At 61.8% G+C, this 19,470-nt stretch carries 16 protein-coding genes; 7 read left to right on the top strand and 9 right to left on the bottom strand.

All coding sequences use genetic code 11. From position 1 onward, the window contains the following. Positions 1–41: 41 nt before the first annotated feature. Positions 42–527, bottom strand: coding sequence for an FKBP-type peptidyl-prolyl cis-trans isomerase (locus ACODSJ_RS16570; protein ID WP_260963291.1), 486 nt, complete (start codon positions 525–527; stop codon positions 42–44). On the opposite strand from ACODSJ_RS16570, the gene ACODSJ_RS16565 reads away from it, so the two are divergent. Genes ACODSJ_RS16565 through yihG form a run of 3 tightly spaced genes read left to right on the top strand, consistent with a single transcriptional unit; the run spans position 496 to position 3,900 of the window. Further along, positions 496–834, top strand: a complete 339-nt coding sequence (locus tag ACODSJ_RS16565; protein ID WP_489102752.1) for a DUF3565 domain-containing protein — start codon at positions 496–498, stop codon at positions 832–834. The two genes, ACODSJ_RS16570 and ACODSJ_RS16565, sit on opposite strands and share 32 nt — an antisense overlap. Before the next feature lie 60 nt (positions 835–894). Next, positions 895–2,994: a phosphate acetyltransferase gene (gene pta, locus ACODSJ_RS16560; RefSeq protein WP_489102751.1), complete on the top strand. Its 2,100-nt coding sequence runs from the start codon at positions 895–897 to the stop codon at positions 2,992–2,994. Next, positions 2,995–3,900 (top strand): 1-acylglycerol-3-phosphate O-acyltransferase, YihG family, encoded by a 906-nt coding sequence (gene yihG, locus ACODSJ_RS16555; RefSeq protein WP_489102750.1) that lies wholly within the window; start codon positions 2,995–2,997, stop codon positions 3,898–3,900. Between the two features lie 180 nt (positions 3,901–4,080). Here the strand turns inward: yihG and cysN are convergent, their stop codons facing one another. The 3 genes from cysN to ACODSJ_RS16540 all read right to left on the bottom strand — a co-directional run bounded on the left by cysN (position 4,081) and on the right by ACODSJ_RS16540 (position 7,941). Then, positions 4,081–5,979 carry a sulfate adenylyltransferase subunit CysN gene (gene cysN / locus ACODSJ_RS16550; protein ID WP_489102749.1) on the bottom strand — a complete coding sequence of 633 codons (1,899 nt, stop codon included), beginning with the start codon at positions 5,977–5,979 and terminating at the stop codon, positions 4,081–4,083. Positions 5,980–5,988: 9 nt separating this feature from the next. Next, positions 5,989–6,906, bottom strand: a complete 918-nt coding sequence (gene cysD, locus ACODSJ_RS16545) for a sulfate adenylyltransferase subunit CysD (RefSeq protein ID WP_489102748.1) — start codon at positions 6,904–6,906, stop codon at positions 5,989–5,991. A 276-nt stretch (positions 6,907–7,182) separates the two neighbouring features. Beyond that, positions 7,183–7,941, bottom strand: coding sequence for a Nif3-like dinuclear metal center hexameric protein (locus tag ACODSJ_RS16540; RefSeq protein ID WP_489102747.1), 759 nt, complete (start codon positions 7,939–7,941; stop codon positions 7,183–7,185). 104 nt (positions 7,942–8,045) lie between these two features. On the opposite strand from ACODSJ_RS16540, the gene algW reads away from it, so the two are divergent. After that, entirely contained in the window at positions 8,046–9,206 is a 1,161-nt protein-coding gene (gene algW, locus ACODSJ_RS16535; RefSeq protein ID WP_489102746.1) for a Do family serine endopeptidase AlgW, read from the top strand. A gap of 152 nt (positions 9,207–9,358) precedes the next feature. On the opposite strand, the gene rimI is transcribed toward algW, so the two are convergent. Together rimI and ACODSJ_RS16525 are read right to left on the bottom strand one after the other, a co-directional pair. Further along, complete coding sequence (gene rimI / locus ACODSJ_RS16530; RefSeq protein WP_260963282.1) at positions 9,359–9,811, bottom strand: ribosomal protein S18-alanine N-acetyltransferase; 453 nt, start codon at positions 9,809–9,811, stop codon at positions 9,359–9,361. After that, entirely contained in the window at positions 9,804–10,583 is a 780-nt protein-coding gene (locus ACODSJ_RS16525) for an energy transducer TonB (protein WP_489102745.1), read from the bottom strand. Before ACODSJ_RS16525 ends, rimI begins: the two co-directional genes overlap by 8 nt. A 181-nt stretch (positions 10,584–10,764) precedes the next feature. On the opposite strand from ACODSJ_RS16525, the gene mksB reads away from it, so the two are divergent. From mksB to mksF, 3 genes are read left to right on the top strand one after another with little or no spacing between them, the layout of a single operon-like run. Then, on the top strand, positions 10,765–12,045 hold the full coding sequence (gene mksB, locus ACODSJ_RS16520) for an Mks condensin complex protein MksB (protein WP_489102744.1): 1,281 nt from the start codon (positions 10,765–10,767) through the stop codon (positions 12,043–12,045). Further along, positions 12,035–12,736, top strand: a complete 702-nt coding sequence (gene mksE, locus ACODSJ_RS16515; RefSeq protein WP_489102743.1) for an Mks condensin complex protein MksE — start codon at positions 12,035–12,037, stop codon at positions 12,734–12,736. The genes mksB and mksE overlap by 11 nt, the downstream gene beginning before the upstream one ends. Continuing rightward, positions 12,733–15,573 (top strand): Mks condensin complex protein MksF, encoded by a 2,841-nt coding sequence (mksF, locus tag ACODSJ_RS16510; protein ID WP_489102742.1) that lies wholly within the window; start codon positions 12,733–12,735, stop codon positions 15,571–15,573. Before mksE ends, mksF begins: the two co-directional genes overlap by 4 nt. Before the next feature lie 129 nt (positions 15,574–15,702). On the opposite strand, the gene ACODSJ_RS16505 is transcribed toward mksF, so the two are convergent. The 3 genes from ACODSJ_RS16505 to ACODSJ_RS16495 are packed head-to-tail and all read right to left on the bottom strand — an operon-like array spanning position 15,703 to position 19,268. After that, complete coding sequence (locus ACODSJ_RS16505) at positions 15,703–18,006, bottom strand: PqiB family protein (RefSeq protein WP_489102741.1); 2,304 nt, start codon at positions 18,004–18,006, stop codon at positions 15,703–15,705. After that, positions 17,999–18,622: a paraquat-inducible protein A gene (locus ACODSJ_RS16500; protein ID WP_489102740.1), complete on the bottom strand. Its 624-nt coding sequence runs from the start codon at positions 18,620–18,622 to the stop codon at positions 17,999–18,001. Before ACODSJ_RS16500 ends, ACODSJ_RS16505 begins: the two co-directional genes overlap by 8 nt. Further along, positions 18,609–19,268 (bottom strand): paraquat-inducible protein A, encoded by a 660-nt coding sequence (locus ACODSJ_RS16495; protein ID WP_489102739.1) that lies wholly within the window; start codon positions 19,266–19,268, stop codon positions 18,609–18,611. The genes ACODSJ_RS16500 and ACODSJ_RS16495 overlap by 14 nt, the downstream gene beginning before the upstream one ends. Positions 19,269–19,470 lie beyond the last annotated feature (202 nt).

Raw genomic sequence — 19,470 nt, 5'->3', positions numbered from 1 at the left:
CGTATGGCGCCTTTCCAGTTCACTTGAGCGTAGCGCAGAAATCAGTGGTGATGACCACCTTCGCCATGGACGTGACCATGGGCGATTTCTTCCTGGCTGGCATCACGGATGTCGACGACCTTGACCTTGAAGTTCAGGCGCTGGCCGGCCAGTGGGTGGTTACCGTCAACGGTGACGTCATCGCCATCCAGGTCGCGGATGGTGACGATTTGCATCTGGCCATCGGGCGCCGAAGCGTGGAACTGCATGCCCACTTCCAGCACGTCCACGCCTTCGAACAGGCTGCGGTTCAAGGTGCTGACCAGTTCGGCGGAGTATTCGCCATAGGCGTCTTCCGGCTCAACGGTAACGTTCAGCTCGTCACCGGCGGTTTTGCCTTCCAGGGCTTTTTCCAGGCCCTGGATGATGTTGCCTGCACCATGCAGGTAGACCAGCGGAGCGCCGCCGGCAGAGCTGTCGATGACCTCACCAGCGTCGTTGGTCAGGGTATAGTCGATGGAGACAGCCTTATTGGCGGCGATCAGCATGGGGCGAGACCTTTTGCATAAGAATGAAGAACGGACAAGTCTAAACAAGGATTTGTCCGAAAGCGAACGGAACCCGGACAAACGGGTCCGCCCGGACAGACCGACGGTCATGGGTTTCCATCAGGACGAGGACGGACACTGGGTGGCCGAGCTGTCCTGCGGCCATACCCAGCACCTGCGCCACCAGCCTCCCTGGCAATCCCGGGCATGGGTGCTGGATCCAGCGCAACGTATTGAAAAAATAGGCCAGCCCTTTGATTGCGGCTGGTGCGCACAGGCCTCGGTTAGCGATAACCTTGACGCCTGAGTCGACGATAGAAGGCCCCTCACCGGCCTCGTCCTTGCCATGCACTTTTAGAGAATCCGCATGCAAACTTTTTTTATCGCACCCACCGATTTTGGCGTGGGCCTGACCTCCATCAGCCTCGGGCTGGTGCGTACCCTTGAACGGGCCGGGCTGAAAGTCGGCTTCTTCAAACCGATTGCCCAGCCCCATCCCGGCGACACCGGGCCGGAACGCTCCACCGAACTGGTGGCCCGCACCCATGGCCTCAAGCCGCCGCAGCCCCTGGGCCTGGCGCACGTCGAGCGCATGCTCGGCGACGGCCAGCTCGATGAGCTGCTGGAGGAAATCATCGCCCTCTATCAGCAAGCGGCCATCGGCAAGGACGTGCTGGTGGTCGAAGGCATGGTCCCGACCCGCAGCGCCAGCTACGCCGCCCGGGTCAACCAGCACCTGGCCAAAAGCCTGGACGCCGAGGTCATCCTGGTGTCGGCGCCGGAAAACGAAGTGTTGGGCGAGCTGTCCGGACGCGTGGAGTTGCAGGCGCAATTGTTCGGCGGTCCGAAAGACCCGAAAGTCCTCGGTGTGATCCTGAACAAGGTGCGTACCGACGAAAGCATGGAGGCGTTTGCCGAGCGCCTCAACGACCATTCGCCCCTGCTGCGCAGCGGTGATTTCCGCCTGCTCGGTTGCATCCCGTTCCGCCCCGAACTCAACGCCCCGCGCACCCGGGACGTGGCCGACCTGATGGGCGCGCAAGTGCTCAACGCCGGCGACTACGAAACCCGACGCATGAGCAACATCATCATTTGCGCCCGCACCATGCGCAACACCGTGGAACTGCTCAAGCCCGGCGTACTGGTGGTGACCCCCGGCGATCGCGACGACATCATCCTGGCCGTGAGCCTGGCAGCGATCAACGGCGTGCCGCTGGCTGGCCTGCTGCTGACCAGTGACACCCTGCCTGACCCGCGCATCATGGAGCTGTGCCGGGGCGCCTTGCAGGCCGGGTTGCCGGTGCTGTCGGTGAGCACCGGCTCCTACGACACCGCCAACCTGCTCAATGGCTTGAACAAGGAAATCCCGATCGACGACCGCGAACGCGCCGAGATCATCACCGATTTCGTCGCCAGCCACCTGGACGCCAAATGGCTGCACCAGCGCTGCGGCACCCCACGGGAAATGCGCCTGTCACCGGCGGTGTTCCGCTATCAGTTGATCCAGCGCGCCCAGGGCGCCAACAAACGCATCGTGCTGCCCGAAGGCAGCGAGCCGCTGACGGTGCAAGCCGCCGCCATTTGCCAGGCCCGGGGCATCGCGCGCTGTGTGCTACTGGCCAAGCCGGCCGACGTCGAGGCGGTGGCCCGTGCCCAAGGCATCGAGCTGCCACCGGGACTGGAAATCCTCGACCCGGATTCGATTCGCGAGCGTTACGTCGAACCCATGGTGAGGTTGCGCAAGAGCAAGAGCCTGAATGCGCCAATGGCCGAGCAACAACTGGAAGACCCGGTGGTCATCGGCACGATGATGCTGGCGCTGGATGAGGTGGACGGCTTGGTTTCCGGGGTCATTCACTCCACCGCCAATACCATTCGCCCGGCCTTGCAGTTGATCAAGACCGCGCCGGGGTGCTCCTTGGTGTCCTCGGTGTTCTTCATGCTGTTCCCCGAAGAAGTGCTGGTCTACGGCGACTGTGTGATGAACCCGCACCCCAGTGCTGCGGAGCTGGCGGAAATCGCACTGCAAAGCGCCGACTCGGCCGCCGCGTTTGGCATCACGCCGCGGGTGGCGATGCTCAGTTATTCCAGCGGTGAGTCGGCCAGCGGCGAAGAAGTCGAGAAGGTGCGCGAAGCGACGCTGCTCGCCCATGAACAGCAACGTTCACTGCTGATCGACGGCCCATTGCAATACGACGCCGCGGCCAACGAGACCGTGGCGCGGCAACTGGCGCCCAACAGCCAGGTGGCAGGCCGGGCGACGGTGTTCATCTTTCCGGACCTGAACACCGGCAACACCACCCACAAGGCCGTGCAACGCAGCGCCAATTGCGTCAGCCTCGGGCCGATGCTGCAAGGCTTGCGCAAACCGGTGAATGACTTGCCACGCGGCGCCCAGGTCGACGACATCGTGTACACCATCGCCCTGACCGCGATCCAGGCCGCCAACCGACCCATGGACATCTAAATGCTGGTTTTCCTACCCCCCGCCCTGCGCGGTTTCATTGCCTCACTGCTGTTGGCGCTGAACACGATCCTGCTCTGCTCGTTCCTGTTCTGCGTCGCGCTCATCAAGGCAATGCCGTTCGCCCGCACCCAACGCCTCGCTGGTTGGTTGATGCGTCACACCCACGAAGCGTGGATCAGCCTAAACAAAGGCTGGATGAACCTGGTCCGTCGCACCCGCTGGCACATCAGCGGTTTGCAAGGCCTCGATTATCGACACTCCTACCTGGTCACCAGCAACCACCAGAGCTGGGTGGACATCCTGGTGTTGCAGTACGTGCTCAACCGACGCATCCAACCGCTGAAGTTCTTCCTCAAGCAGGAGTTGATCTGGGTTCCGGTGATTGGCCTGGCCTGGTGGGCGCTGGGCTTCCCGTTCATGAAGCGCTACTCCAAGGCCTACTTGGAGAAGCACCCGGAAAAGAAAGGCAAGGACCTGGAAACCACCCGCAAGACCTGTGCGAAGTTTCGCGACAATCCCGTGGGCATTTTCAACTTCGTCGAGGGCACGCGCTTCACCGAAGCCAAGCACGCCCAACAGCAGTCACCGTTCAAGTACCTGCTCAAGCCAAAGGCTGGCGGCATTGCGTTCGTGCTGGACGCCATGGGCGAACAACTGGAATCGATCGTCAACGTGACCCTCCACTACCCCAACGGCCGCCCGGGCTTCTGGGACCTGTTGTGCGGAAATGTGCAGGATGTCGTGGTGCATTTTGAAGAACTGCAGATCCCTCCCCAGTTCATCGGCAAGAACTACGACCAGGACGGCGAATACCGCCTGCAATTCCAGGGCTGGATCAACCAGTTGTGGCAGGCCAAGGATGCGTTGCTTACGCAGATGCACCGCGAATTTCCAGACCGCCACTGATAACCCTGTGGGAGCGAGCCTGCTCGCGATGGCGGTGTTTCAGTCGATATCTGTGTTGCCTGACCCACCGCTATCGCGAGCAGGCTCGCTCCCACAGTGAGTCGAGTCGTTCCATAGAGAAATGAAAAAGCCCGCAGACGATCGCTCATCTGCGGGCTTTTTTAGTGACAGCGGCGCGGCTTAGATCGCCCCACGCTTGCGCAGCAGATCCAGCACCTGTTTGACGCCTTCCTCCAACGTCAGCGACTGGGTGTCGATCACCAAGTCGGCATCCAATGGCACGTCATAAGGGAAGGAATCGCCCGGGATGTTGTCGCCGGCGGCGGCATACAGCCCTTGCGGATCACGTTGGGCGCAGACCGTCGGCGAGGCCTGGACGTAGACCGTCAGCAGGCGCTCCTTGCCGATCAGTTCCCTGGCCTGTTCGCGGCCTTCGGCGCTCGGCGCGACGAAAGCCGCCAGGGTCAGCAGGCCGGCTTCGTTGAACTGGCGGGCGACGTGGGCCGCACGACGCCAATTCTCGGTACGCCCGGCGCGGTCCTGGGGCAGGCCTTTGTTCAGGTCATGGCGCAGGTTCTGGCCATCGAGCACGAACACCGCACGCCCCATGTCGAACAACTTGCGCTCGACTGCATAGGCCAGGGTGCTCTTGCCGGCGCCCGACAAGCCGCTGAACAACACCGTGGCCGGCTGCTGGCCGAAGCGCTGGGTGCGCTCTTCCACCGACACATGGGCCAGCTTGCCGTGGTGCGTGCTGCTGCCATGGGCCAGCGGCTGGGCGACGATCATGCCGGCGCCGACGGTACCGTTGGTCAAGCGATCGATGACGATGAACGCGCCAGTGGTGCGGTTGCTGTCGTAACCGTCCAGGGCAATCGGCGCATCGAGGGCGATCTTCACCTTGCCGATTTCGTTGAGCTGCAACGCGCTGGCCGGGCCTTCCTCGAGGGTGTTCACGTCCACCTTGTTGACGATGCTGGCAATCGAGCCGGGCACGTAGCTGGTGGCACGCTTGATGTCGTATTTCTTGCCGGGCAGCATCGGCTCTTCGGCCATCCACACCAGCATCGCTTCGAAGCTGTCGGTGACCGGCGGCACGTTGTCGGCGTGCACCAACAGGTCGCCACGGGAGATGTCGATTTCGTCTTCCATGGTCAGGGTCACGGCCTGGCCAGGACCGGCGTGCTCCAACTCGCCTTCGAAGGTGACGATGGATTTCACGCGGCTGCTCTTGCCCGAGGGCAGCACCACCACTTCGTCGCCCTTGTGCACGATGCCGCTGGCGAGGGTGCCGGCGAAGCCGCGGAAGTTCAGGTTCGGACGGTTGACGTACTGCACCGGGAAACGCAGGTCGGTGAAGTTGCGGTCGCCCGCCACCTCCACGGTCTCGAGGATTTCCATCAGCGACTGGCCGGTGTACCACGGCGAGCGCTCGGACTTGTTCACCACGTTGTCGCCTTTAAGGGCGGACATCGGCACGAAATGCATGCTGGAAGGCTTCATCTTCAAGCCTTCGGCGAACTTCAGGTAGTCGGCCTTGATCGACTCGAACACGCCCTGGTCGAAATCCTTGAGGTCCATCTTGTTGATGGCCACGACGATGTGCTTGATGCCCAGCAACGAGGCAATGAAGCTGTGGCGACGGGTCTGGGTCTGCACGCCATAGCGGGCATCCACCAGGATGATCGCCAGGTCACAGGTGGAAGCACCGGTGGCCATGTTGCGGGTGTACTGCTCATGGCCGGGGGTGTCGGCGATGATGAACTTGCGCTTGGCGGTGGAGAAATAGCGGTAGGCGACATCGATGGTGATGCCCTGCTCGCGCTCGGCCTGCAGGCCGTCGACCAGCAACGCCAGGTCGATGTCGTCACCGGTGGTGCCGACTTTCTTCGAATCGCGGGTAATGGCTTCCAGGTGATCTTCGTAGATCATCTTGGAGTCGTGCAGCAGGCGCCCGATCAGGGTGCTCTTGCCGTCGTCGACGTTGCCGCAGGTCAGGAAACGCAGCAGTTCCTTGCGCTCGTGCTGGCCCAGGTAGGCGAGGATGTCCTCGCTGATCAAATCAGATTGGTGCGACATGACAACCCCTTAGAAATAACCCTGACGTTTCTTATCTTCCATCGAGCCTGCGCCATCGTGGTCGATGACCCGGCCCTGGCGCTCGGAAGTTCGCGTCAGGAGCATTTCCTGAATGATGTCCGTCAGGCTTTCGGCCTCGGACTCCACCGCGCCCGTCAACGGGTAGCAGCCAAGGGTACGGAAACGCACTTTCTTCTTGACGATACGGGCTTTGTCTTCGTCGGACAGGTGTTCGAGGATACGGTCGTCGTCGATCATGATCAGCGTGCCGTTCTTCTCGATCACTTCACGTTCGGCGGCGAAGTACAGCGGCACGATCGGGATGCCTTCGAGGTAGATGTACTGCCAGATGTCCAGCTCGGTCCAGTTCGACAGCGGGAATACGCGGATCGATTCGCCTTTGTTGACCTTGCCGTTGTAGACGTTCCACAGCTCCGGGCGCTGGTTCTTCGGGTCCCAGCGGTGCTTGCTGTCGCGGAACGAGTACACGCGCTCCTTGGCGCGGGACTTCTCTTCATCGCGGCGGGCACCACCGAACGCGGCGTCGAAGCCGTGCTTGTCCAAGGCCTGCTTCAGGCCCTCGGTCTTCATGATGTCGGTGTGCTTGGCACTGCCGTGGGTGAACGGGTTGATGCCCTGGGCCACGCCCTCCGGATTCACGTGAGTGATCAGGTCCAGGCCCAGCTCCTCGACCATGCGATCGCGGAACTTGTACATTTCCTGGAATTTCCACTGGGTGTCGACGTGCATCACCGGAAACGGCAGTTTGCCGGGGAAGAACGCCTTGCGTGCCAGGTGCAGCATCACGGCGGAATCTTTACCGATGGAGTACAGCATCACCGGGTTATCGAACTCGGCGGCCACCTCGCGGATGATGTGGATGCTTTCCGCCTCCAGCTGTTTCAAATGCGTCAGTTTGTCGACCATGGCTACTCACGAAAACATTCTTATGAACGGCCAGCGGGCCGTGTTCGAGCGAGGAATCCTAGCACAGCGACCTCTTCTAATCAGGGCGCCAACTAGATCGAAACAGCATATGGATATGCCCGGGGGTTCGGGCCTTGCAATGGACTTTGTGGGAGCAAAACCTGTGGGAGCAAAGCTTGCTCGCGATGAAGCCCCCTCGATCAATCAGTGGACCGCGTTATTGTTTGTCGCGAGCAAGCTTTGCTCCCACAGACTCGCCCCACAAGTTATAAGCCGTCAGATAGGATTCGGGCAGTCGATGAAGATGTGCTCCAGGGCAAAGCGACGCGCCAGGTAATCACCCAGCGCCTGCACGCCGTAGCGCTCGGTCGCGTGGTGTCCGGCGGCGATGAAGCTGATGCCGTTTTCCCGGGCGCTGTGGAACGTCTGCTCCGATGCCTCGCCGCTGAGGTACAGGTCTACCCCCGCCAGTGCGGCCTGGTCGATATAGCCCTGGCCACCACCGGTGCACCAACCGACCCGGCGGACCATCTGCTCGCCCTCGATCAACAGGGGCTCGCGGCCCATGGCTTCCTGGACCTTGCGGGCGAAGTCGCGCGGGGTCATCGGCTCGGGCAAGGAACCGACCAGACCGACGACCTTGGGGTTATCCGGGTCCAGCGGACCCTCGACGATGATGTCCAACTGACGAGCCAACTGCACGTTGTTGCCCACCTCGGCGTGCAGGTCCAGCGGCAAGTGATAGGCCAGCAGGCTGATGTCATGCTTGAGCAACGTCTTGAGGCGGCGCTGTTTCATCCCGGTGATACAGGGGTTCTCGCCTTTCCAGAAATAACCGTGATGCACCAGCACCAGGTCGGCGCCTGCCTCCACGGCGGCATCGAGCAACGCCTGGCTGGCGGTGACGCCACTGACAATGCGGCTCACCTGGGGCGCGCCTTCGACTTGCAGGCCATTGGGGCAATAATCGGCGATCCGGCTGCTTGCCAGGTAACGGTCCGCTTCTTCAACCAGGGTGTTCAGGGCTACGGCCATGAAAAGACTCCTAAATATCCCGTTCAGAGGCGCGCGCGGCCTCGTATAATGCGCGACATTATGGGCGGTCTCATACCGCCTGCAACCTTTGTAGGACGTGCTTAATGCTCAAGGCGCTGCGTTTTTCCGGCTGGCCGCTGTTGGCCGGCGTGCTTGTCGCTCTACTGATTATCCAGCGCTACCCGGAATGGGTGGGCCTGCCGAGCCTTGACGTCAACCTCCAGCAGGCGCCACAAACCAAGACCCTGCTGCAGGGGCCCGTGTCCTACGCCGACGCCGTGACCATCGCCGCGCCAGCAGTGGTGAACCTGTACACCACCAAAGTCGTCAACAAGCCCAGTCATCCGCTGTTCGAAGACCCGCAATTCCGCCGCTTCTTCGGCGACAACTCGCCCAAGCAGAAGCGCATGGAGTCGAGCCTGGGTTCAGGCGTCATCATGAGCCCGGAAGGCTATATCCTGACCAATAACCACGTCACCAGCGGCGCCGACCAGATCGTGGTCGCCCTCAAGGATGGCCGCGAAACCCTGGCCCGCGTGATCGGCAGCGACCCGGAAACCGACCTCGCGGTCCTGAAGATCGACCTGAAGAACCTGCCCGCCATCACCATCGGCCGCTCCGACAGCCTGCGCATCGGCGACGTCGCCCTGGCCATCGGCAACCCGTTCGGCGTCGGCCAGACCGTGACCATGGGCATCATCAGCGCCACCGGGCGCAACCAGTTGGGCCTGAACAACTACGAGGACTTCATCCAGACCGACGCCGCGATCAACCCCGGCAACTCCGGTGGCGCGCTGGTGGATGCCAACGGCAACCTCACCGGGATCAACACGGCGATCTTCTCCAAGTCCGGTGGCAGCCAGGGCATCGGTTTCGCCATTCCAGTGAAACTGGCGATGGAAGTGATGAAGTCCATCATCGAACACGGCCAGGTCATTCGTGGCTGGCTGGGCATCGAAGTGCAGCCCTTGACCCAGGAACTGGCGGAGTCGTTCGGCCTGTCCGGACGGCCCGGTATCGTGGTGGCGGGGATTTTCCGCGACGGTCCGGCGCAGAAGGCCGGCCTGCAGTTGGGAGACGTGATCCTGAGCATCGACGGCGAACCGGCTGGCGATGGCCGCCGTTCGATGAACCAGGTGGCGCGGATCAAGCCCACCGACAAGGTGACCATCCAGGTCATGCGCAACGGCAAGGAGCTCAAGCTCACCGCCGAAATCGGCCTGCGCCCGCCGCCTGCGCCAGTGGCGGCCAAGGAAGAGCAGTAAGCGCGGCCTATTTTCAGAAACCAAACACCCCCTGTGGCGAGGGAGCTAGCTCCCGCTGGGCTGCGTGCAGCAGCCCCAACAGTACTGAATGCAATCAGGCAGGTATGTTGAGGTGGCAGTCCCTGGGAGCAAGCTCCCCCGCCACCGACACCTCAGTCCACCAAGGTGCAGGCCATGACCACCGCATCTTCGCGCCCACCCACCGCCGGGTAATAATCGCGCCGCCGGCCCACTTCGTTGAAGCCATAACGCTCATACAGCCGGAACGCCGCGCGGTTGCTGTCGCGCACTTCCAGGAAGCACTCCCGGGCCTCGGCCTGGTAGGCGATGGACATGAGGTGTTCGAGCAGGCGCAGGCCCAGGCCACGGCCCTGGTTTTCCGGCTTGATGGTGATATTGAGCAAGTGCGCCTCGTCCAGGATGACCTGCACCACACCGTGCCCCACTTGCTGCTGGCCTTCGAACATCAGCCAGATCTGGTACTTGCCCAGTCCATCGAGAAAGATCCCGCGAGTCCAGGGATGGCTGTAGGCCGCGTATTCGATTTTCAGTACAGCGTCGAGGTCCGCCTCGGTCATCGGGCGGAACGATACAGCGTCACTCATTCGATTCTTTCCAACGCGCCATCAGCCGGCGCATGGCTTGCCAGACATCAGCCTTGCGCTGTGGCGTTTCCATTAACAATTCCAACCCGGGCAACGCCCAGGCCGAGCCCAGGCCCTCGACCTGCAATTCGCGATTGAACGCTTCGGCGTCCGCCTCGCCGGCAAACTTCACCGCAGGCAAGCCGACCAGCCAGAGACAGACGCAAGGGGCGTCTTCAAGTCGCGCCGAAACAAAGCCCTGGACGAAATCCCGCGCCGCGTCCGGCCCCTGGTCCATCGTCCCGCGCGACAACAGCGGCCAACGCACCGGTTCGCCAATGATCTGCGGACTGTCCGGCAGACCGGCGGCCCGCAACATGTCCTTGAGCAGCAGGTAGGCCGGGTCACGGCTCTGGAACGGCTCGCCCGTGGGCAATTCCACCAACAGTAGGCAGCGCCCGGCCCGCAGCAATTGCAAGGCGAAGCGCGGCGGCGGGACATAAGGTGCCTTGGGCGGTGCCTCGACCACTTCTTCCACCGGCTTGGCGCTGGTGCGGCTCGAGGTTGCGCTCGGGCGCGGGACTTCGATTTTCGGCCGCTCGGCCACGGGCGCCACCGGCTCGGCAACTGCCTTGGCCACGGGCGCCGTCAACACCGGCGCGATGGACTCGGGCTCCGGCGGTTCCAGCAGCTCGGGCCGCGACGGTGCGGCGAACGGCAATTCGGTACGCGGCAGCCAATTGACCACCTGCATGGCGGTCAGATAGGCGCGGCGACGGGACTCGATAAGCAAGGGTCGGCCACTTGTGGATAACTGAAAGTGGAGGGGATTCTACCGCCCTTCGAGGCGGATCGCTTCCCTGATGATCCAATAGTTGCTCGATACAAAACGACAGTCCGTCTCAGGAGTGAATCGCAACCGGCCTGATGCAGTACAATCGCGGCTTTTAATTGCCAACCCGACGGCCATTGCGATGATCGAACCCAAGCGCGTCTTGCGCGCCCTCGCCGAACATTGGGCATTGCTGGAACCTTTGTGCGAGCACTTCGACCAAGGCACCCTGAGCCTCAACGAACTGCGTTCACAGCTGGCCACCCAGCAACTGGACAGCACACCCCAGGACATCACCAACCTGCTGGACGTGTGGATCCGCCTGGACATCCTCGTACCGGTGGCGAAAAGCCCGAACCGTTTCGAACTCAACGCCCAGATCCATGATTTCCTCGCTTACCTGCGCCACGAGCACCGCTTGGGCCTGTGCCTGGAAATCGAAGCCTACCTGCGCCACCTCGAACGCCTGGCCGGTTACATCCAGGACGCCTTCGACGTGCGCGATGGCAACGACCTGGCCCGTCAACTGCGCTTGCTGGACATGCGCGTACGCGACGTGCTCAAGAAGCTCGCCAACGACGAGCAAGCCCTGGTAGCCGTGGCCGAACGGGCCAAGACCAGCGACCGGCAGATCCCGTTGCGCCAACGCTACGCCGAAGTGCTGGCAACCTGGGACGAATACGTCGAACCGATGATCCAACTGGTGAACGCCGACGGCGCGTTCGAACAAGGCGTGCGCAAGGTCGAGAACGTGCTGCTGCGCATGCTCACCGAACAGCAACGCCTCGGTCACCTGGTGGACGACGACATGCTGCTGCGCACCCACGCACGCATCCTCGAAATGCAGACCAGCGCCCAGCTGACCCTGCGCCATGCCCGTGAACTGCTGCTGCCGCTGCGCGAAGAAGCCCGTCGCCATAACGCCGTGACCCGCGGCGCCGCGCTGGCCCTGGCGGCCATCCGCCGCAAAGGCATCGATGCCGTGCCTCAGGCGGCCATGCCGCTGTTCACTCGGCCGCAAAGCACCTTCCTGGGCAGCGCCAACCAGGTCGAGGCCTATGTGTACGCCCTGGCCCGCTTCGAGCCGAAGCCGGCGCGCTTCCCCAAGGCCCACAAGACCCACAAGGGCGGCGATGCCCCGCGGGCGCCGCGCACCGTGCGCGAAATGGTCGAGCGCTGCGAAGACGCCCTGCCGATGCCCGACCTGATGGTCTGGCTGCTGGAGCAAGAGCCGGACGGCGCCACTGACGAATTGCTGTACTGGTTCTCGCGCCTGTCGCGGGAAAAACGCTTCAAGCGCGAGCGTCTGGAACGTCGCGAATACCACACCCATGAGCATCAGGTCAGCCTGCGCTCCTTCGCCCTGCTCTCGGCTGGCGACACCGCCGCCGAGGATTCTGCGAGCATCCCCCATGCATCTTGATCTATCCGAACTGTCCCAGCTGGCGCCGATCTTTCGCGAGCTGTTCAAGGGTTACCACGTCAGCCGCCGCGACCCGGAGCTGTACGCGCAACTGTCGAACTTCCAGGACCAGTACCGCACGCTGTTCAAGGCCCTGGGCTTCGAACTGGTGTGCGACACCCGTGGTTTCTACTACTTCGTCCCGGACCTGGCCGCCGCCGCGGTGAACAAAACGGCCCAGCGCCTGGCGCTGTTCACCTTCATCCTCGTCGAGCACTTGGCCGACCAGGGCCGCGACCCGATCGCCGTGCTCGATGGCGGCAGCCTGGGCCGCGACGAACTGCCGTCGCTGCTGGAAAAATACCGCGACCTGTTCATCCAGGCCGAAGTGCAGACCCAGGAAGAGCTGGAAGAAAAAATCATGCGCCGCATGACCCAACTGGGTTTCGCCAGCGAGGAAAACGGCGTGTACCGCTTCCTGCCGCCGATGCATCGCTTCCTCGACGTCTGCCTGTCCGTCCAGCAAGACCGCGACCTGGCTGCCAGCGTGCACAGCGTGCTGCCACTGCCGGCACCGGTGCTGATCGACGAAGACAGCGACGAAAAGCTGTTGCAGACCGACGACCCGCTGGACCTGGCCCCTTTTGAAGACGAAAGCGAAGAAGACGCCCTGGCCCGCGCCATTGCCGAAGAACAGGAGACCGACGCATGAGCCAGGAACGCTACGGCATCCGCCGCTTTGCCCTTTTGAACACCGCCGGCTACAGCCTCGGCCTGTTCCCGCTGGAAGAACCACTGTCGGTGTACGGCGCGAACAACCTCGGTAAATCCGCCTCGATCAACGCCTTGCAGTTCCCGATCCTGGCACGCATGTCGGACATGAGCTTCGGCAAGTACAGCCTCGAACAATCCCGACGCTTCTACTTTGCCTCGGACACCAGCTACATCCTGGTGGAAGTCGCCCTGCCCCACGGCCCGCACGTGATCGGCGTGGTCGGTCGCGGCCCCGGCGGCGGCTTTGGTCACCAGTTCTTTGCCTACGCGGGCAAGCTGGACCTGGCCCACTACCAGAAAAACGACACCTGCCTGCGCCAGAAAGAACTGTTCACCAATCTTGAGCGCGAAGGCCTCAAGGCTTACGAGCTCAAGCCGGATGAACTGCGGCGCCTGCTGGTGGGCGGCCACACCTCGATTCCGCTGGACCTGACGCTGATCCCGCTGCGCTCCACCAGCGAGCAAAGCCTCAAGACCTTCCGAGCGCTGTTCATCAACCTGCTGCACATGCGCGAAATCACCGCGGCCAAACTCAAGCAACTGTTCCTCGACGCCTTCGAGCACAGCCTGCGCTCCGGCAGCGTGGACTACATCGCCGCGTGCGAAGAAGCCTTCCGCGATGTACGACGCATGGAGCAGGACTACAACTCCCTGGTCGCCGCCGGCCCGTTGGTGGAAGCCCTGGCCAACGGCGTGAAACAGCGCGATGTGCTGCGCGGCAAATTGCATCGCCTGTCGCCGCTGCTCGACTCGCTGCTCGGGACCTGGTCGGACTACGCCAGTGCGCGCAAGGAAGAGCTGACCATCCAGGCCGAACACTACCGCAACGAACAGGATTCGTTGCAGAACGACCAGCGCGGCGGCACCCAGGAGCTGATGCGCCTGGAGCGGGAAATCAGCGGCATCCAGCGCTGGCTCGGCGAGCTGTCGGTGCTCAAGCATCGCTTTGCCCTGGTGGATGACGTCAAGGTCCTGGAACAACAACTGCTCGCCGCCAAGGACGCCCACGACGAACTGGCCGGCGCCCTGGCTCAGTCCCGGCAGTTCAGCGCCGAAGACCTGGAAGAACGCCTGCGGGACCTGGAAAAGCGTCTGAAGTCGGTCAAGCAGCAACTCGATCACGCCGACAACAACAGCTACGCCCGCCTGCGCGAAGAGTTCTCCCAGCAAGACGTCGAGCGCCTGATGCGCCTGTTCAACAGCGCCCTGTTCAGCTTGCCGCTGGGCGAGCACGGCATCACGCTGGACGAGAACGGCGAGTGGGTCAAATCCGTCGAGCTGATTCTCGACGGCTTCAAGGGCGAACGCTTCGAAGTGCCGGGCCTGTCCATCGACTTGTCCCACATCGAGCCACCAGCCCTGCAAGCCCTGGCCGACCGCGCCGCACTGCGCGACCAGAAAGAGCGCCTGGAAAAAGAACTCAAGCAACTCAAGACCCAACAGGCCGTGGCCGCCGACCGCGCCGCGAGCAAGACCCAGACCGAAGCGCTGTATCAGCAGGTATTGGATGCACAGAAAGCCTTGGAAGACTTCCGCCGCACCCAGACCCTGAGCGCCGAGGAAGGCGAGAAGCTCGAACAACTGGCGCAGATGGAAGCAGCCCAGGACGAGCTCAAGCGCTCCAGCGATGCCTTCACCGAACGCGTCCAGCAGTTGTCGGCCAAGCTGCAGCTGGTAGGCCGGCAGATCGCAGACATGGAAGCCAAGCAACGTACCCTCGACGACGCCTTGCGTCGTCGCCAGTTGCTGCCGGCGGACCTGCCGTTCGGCACGCCGTTCATGGACCCGGTCGACGACTCCATGGACAACCTGCTGCCGCTGCTCAATGACTATCAGGACAGCTGGCAAGGCCTGTTACGGATCGACGGACAGATCGAAGCGCTGTACGCCCAGGTACGTCTCAAGGGTGTCGCCAAGTTCGACAGCGAAGACGACATGGAGCGCCGCCTGCAACTGTTGATCAACGCCTATGCCCACCGCACCGACGAAGCACTGACCCTGGGCAAGGCCCGTCGTGCAGCGGTGACGGACATCGCCCGGACCTTGCGCAACATCCGCAGCGACTACGACAGCCTCGAACATCAACTGGCGTTGTTCAACCGCGAGATCAACAAGCGTCAGGTGTCCAACCTGCAGAGCTTCCGTATCGTCCTGGCGCCGAACAAGGAAGCACTCAAGCACATCGACCAGATTATCCACAGTGCCGGCCAGTACGAAGAAGGCGAAACCCTCTCTGTGTTCGACCTCAGCCAGAGCGCCGAGCAGGACAACAAGAACGAAGAGGCCAAGGAATACCTGGCGCGGCTGGTGGCGGCGAACCACAACCAGCTCGGCCTCAAGGACCTGTTCGAACTGGCCTTCGAAATCACCAAGGTCAACGGCCAGCCGGTGATCCATACCGACATCGACGGTGCGGCGTCCAACGGCACCACCATGACCATCAAGGCGCTGACCAACATGTATTTGTTGCTGCACCTGATGGACCGCGAACAAGCCGGCCGCGTGCGCCTGCCTTACTACCTCGACGAAGCGGCGGACATCGACGAGAAGAACCAGGCCGCGCTGCTGGAAACCAGTCTGCAACTGGGTTTCGTGCCGATCCTGGCGAGCGTGAAGCCGCAAGTCTGCGCCAGTGTCGCCATCGACCTTGAGGGTGGCAGCGGCCCGAACGGCATCTACATCGACGAAGCGGACTGGAAGTTCATCCGCCGTCACGATGCGGTGAAGGCTACGGTAAATGTCCAGGCCGACGAACCGGAGCTGGATGCGGTGTGAGGCATTAGCCGGAAATGGAAAAGGCCGCGATCCCCATGGATCGCGGCCTTTTTTTATATCGCTATTTCATGTTTTCAGTGAGGGCCTCATCGCGAGCAAGCTCGCGATGAGGCCCGAACAGCCCCTCAGTTACTTGCCGAGACTGATCTTCGGCGCCCAAGTCAGCCACTCATCCTCAAACTTATCGAACAATGGGAACGTCTGCTCAGGTCGTGCCGGGCTGCCCATCCTGTCGCCATCCGGCGTCGCGAAGGCAATCCCGCCCTGGATCAGTGTCTCCAGCGATTCGGTCCGCACCGTGGCGCCTTTGAACAAGCCAAAGTCGAGGCCAAAACCGCTGGTGTTCCAGAAACGCGTGCCGCTGCGCACCAGCGGTGCATATTTGGGTTCGATCAGGATATGGATCAGCACCCGGTCAGCTGTCTGGCCCAGCTCATAGCCAGTGACCTTGCCCACGGTGATCTCACGGTAAGTCACTGGCACGCCGGTCTTCAACGAACCCCGCCGGGCCGCGCTCAGCACCAGGCTCAGACCGGCTTCCGGCACAGCGCTTTCCGGTGGGTTGGCCAAGGCCACGAAGCTATTCTGCGGCCCGAGGCTCTTCGCCGAAGGCTGCACTTCAATGTATTGGCCGGTCACCAAGGTCTCCAGGTTCGACGTCTTCATCAGCCCCAACTCAGGCCTGACCACCCAGAATTGAGAACCGACCCGAGCGATACGCTCCGGCACTTCGGTGATGCGCGCAGTGAGCAACACCGATTGCAGGTCGGCACTGAGGTCCACGTCCTCGACCTTGCCCACATCCAGCCCTTTGAAACGGATCGGCGTACCATTTCGCAAGCCATCGGCACGGTCGACCTTGATCGTTACCACCGTACCCTTCTGCTGCGCAGCCTCGCGGTCGGCAAACAGGCGGAAGCGTGGGATGCGTTTTTTCAGCGGGACGTTGGGTTCCGGGGTTTCAAAAGCAATGCCGCCGGCCATCAGGCTTTGCAGCGATTCGCTCTTGACCTGGATCCCGCCGGTCAAGCCGCCCGTGAGGGTGATGCCACTGGCGTTCCAGAAACGCGTCGAACCGTTGACCAGGCCTTCGTATTCCTTCTCGATGTGCACACCGATGATCAATTGCTTTTTCTTGCGGGAAAACTGATAGCTCTGCACCGACCCGACCTTGACCTGCTTGTAGAGGATCGGACTGCCGACCTCCAGCGAGCCGAGGTTCTCGGTCAGCAAGACCAGGTGCAACCCAGGTGAGCGCAAGTCCAGCGGTGGCGCCTTGGCCCTGGCCTCGAATTCGCGTTGAGGGGCGCCGCCCTTGTCGCCCGGCCGCACGGCAATGTAGTTACCCTTGACCAACGCTTCCAGGCCAGTGATACCGGCCAGGGATATCGACGGCTTGACGACCCAGAACTGGGTGCCGGTCACCAGGTACTCCTCGGCCAATGGATCTAGGGTCAGCTCTGCGGTGGCACTGGCCAGGTCCGGGTCAACCTTGAGGGTCTTCAGGCTACCGACCTCGATGCCTTTGTACATCACCGGTGTACGACCGGCCTGCAACCCTTCGAAATCGCTGAGCTTGACCTTCACGCGGATGCCCGCTGCGGCGGCATCAAAATCCTCGTAGAGCCGGAACGGCAGGCTCGGGTCTGTCGGCGGACTGTCCTTGCGGTTTTCAGGCGTGGCGAAGGCAATCCCCCCGGCCACGATGCTGGACAAGCTTTCGCTGCGGACCTTGACGCCTGACAGGTTGGCATCGATGCTGATGCCGCTGGCGTTCCAGAAACGCGTGTGCTTGCGGACCAGGCTCGCGTAGGTGGGCTCGATGAAGACCTTGATCTCGACCTTGCTCTGGTCTTCGGACAACAGGTAGCTCTTCACCTGGCCGACCTGGATCTGCTTGTAGAACACCGGACTGCCCCGATTGAGTGAGCCCAGCCGGTCGGCCCTGAGAGTCACGTGCAACCCTGGCTTGGCGTCCGATAGCGGTGGCTCTTCGGACAAGGCCTTGAATTTGCGGGTCGAGTCCCCTTCGCCCGGGCTTATCGCCACGTAGTTACCCGAGACCAGCGTTTCCAGGCCGGTGATCCCCGCCAGGCTCACGCTCGGCTTGACCAGCCAGAAACGTGTCCCGCTCCTGAGGTATTGCTCGACGTCCTTGTTCATCTCGATGGTGGCAATCACGCCCTTGGCGCTGCCTTCGTCATCGAGCGTCAGGTTCTTCACTTTGCCGACCGTCATCCCCTTGTAGACGACCTCGGTCTTGTTGACCTGGATACCCTCGCCGCTCTCGAAACGCACATGAATTTCGATACCGGTCTCGGTATAAGCCCGCCAGGCCAGCCAGCCGCCGATGATCAGGGCAATCAGCGGCAGGACCCATATGGCGGACCAGTTCGAAGCCGGTCGGGTTTTAGCGGTAGGCAAATCAGTCATGGTCGTCATCCGACTCCGTGTTATCCCAAATCAGTCGGGGATCGAAAGTTACTGCGGCAATCATCGTCAAGATCACTACGCTGGCAAAAGCGATGGCACCGAATCCGGCTTCGACACTGGCAAGCCGCCCGAAATTCACCACCGCCACCAGGATGGCGATCACAAAGATATCCAACATTGACCAGCGGCCAATGAACTCGATGAAACGGTACATGAGGATGCGTTGCCGCGCCGACATGGGCTGGTGCCGCTGCACGGACCACAACAATAAGGCGATGCCCACGAGCTTGAACGTGGGAACCACGATGCTGGCGACGAACACCACGGCGGCGATGGGGAACATGCCGTGCTGCACCAACTCGATGACCCCGGCCATGATGGTGCTTGGGGCTCCCTGTCCCAGGGAATTGATCGTCATGATCGGCAACATATTGGCCGGAATATAGAGAATCGCGGCGGTGATCAACAGTGCCCAGGTCCGCATCAGACTGTTGGGGCGACGACCATGAACCAGGGCACCGCAACGGGTACACGTCTGGCTGTCGGCTTCGGCATCCTGCCGATTAAGCTCATGGCATTCGGCACAGATCAAAATGCCTGCATCAATCGCCCGCATGGGCATCCTCTCCTGATAATGCTTGCCAGACCTGATGCGGTGACATCGCCACCTCCAACCAGACCTGAACCAACAACAAACTGATGAAGCACACCAGCCCAAGTCCGACGGTGATGGCCGCCATGTCGGCCAACTTGACGATGGCAACCAGGACACCCATGAGGTAGACCTCGAGCATCCCCCAATCTCGCAAATGATGATAAATGCGGTACAGGAGCAAACCGTAACTGCGACCTATGTCCAAACGTATGCTCAGCAACACCGCCAACTGACAAATCAGCTTGAGAAGCGGGATCCCCATGCTGCACAGGAACACCACGACTGCTATGCCTTGCATGCCTGTATCGAACAGGCCGACTACCCCACTCCAGACCGTATCCTGGGAGGATTGGCCGAGCAGATTGAGCTGCATGATCGGTAAAAAGTTCGCCGGTACGTACAACAGCAGGGCGGCGATAACCAACGCAAGGCTGCGTTCGACTACATTGTGGCGGTGGGCGTAGAGCTCATAGCCACAGCGCGGGCATATAGCCTTCTCGCCGCGGGCCAGCTTGGGCTTGCGCATCAAAAGGTCGCATTCATGGCACGCTACCAGATCGTCCAGAGGTAGATCTGACAACCTATGAGCGTCTGAGGGATCGGACATAAAGGGCTCTGGCTCAGCTAAGGTGGGGCTATTCTAGTGCTCCAGCCTGGAAATAACTGTGCAAATTTATTACAGAGCTTTCCCACACTTTTCCTGCGGGCAAAACAAAACCCCTACCTGCATCAGCAGATAGGGGTTTCGGAATTTAATCTTGACGATGACCTACTCTCACATGGGGAAACCCCACACTACCATCGGCGAT

It is taken from the genome of Pseudomonas sp. FG6 (assembly GCF_057809015.1).
Note: the sequence above shows the minus strand (reverse complement) of the source record. Positions and strands in the feature narration are given on the sequence as shown.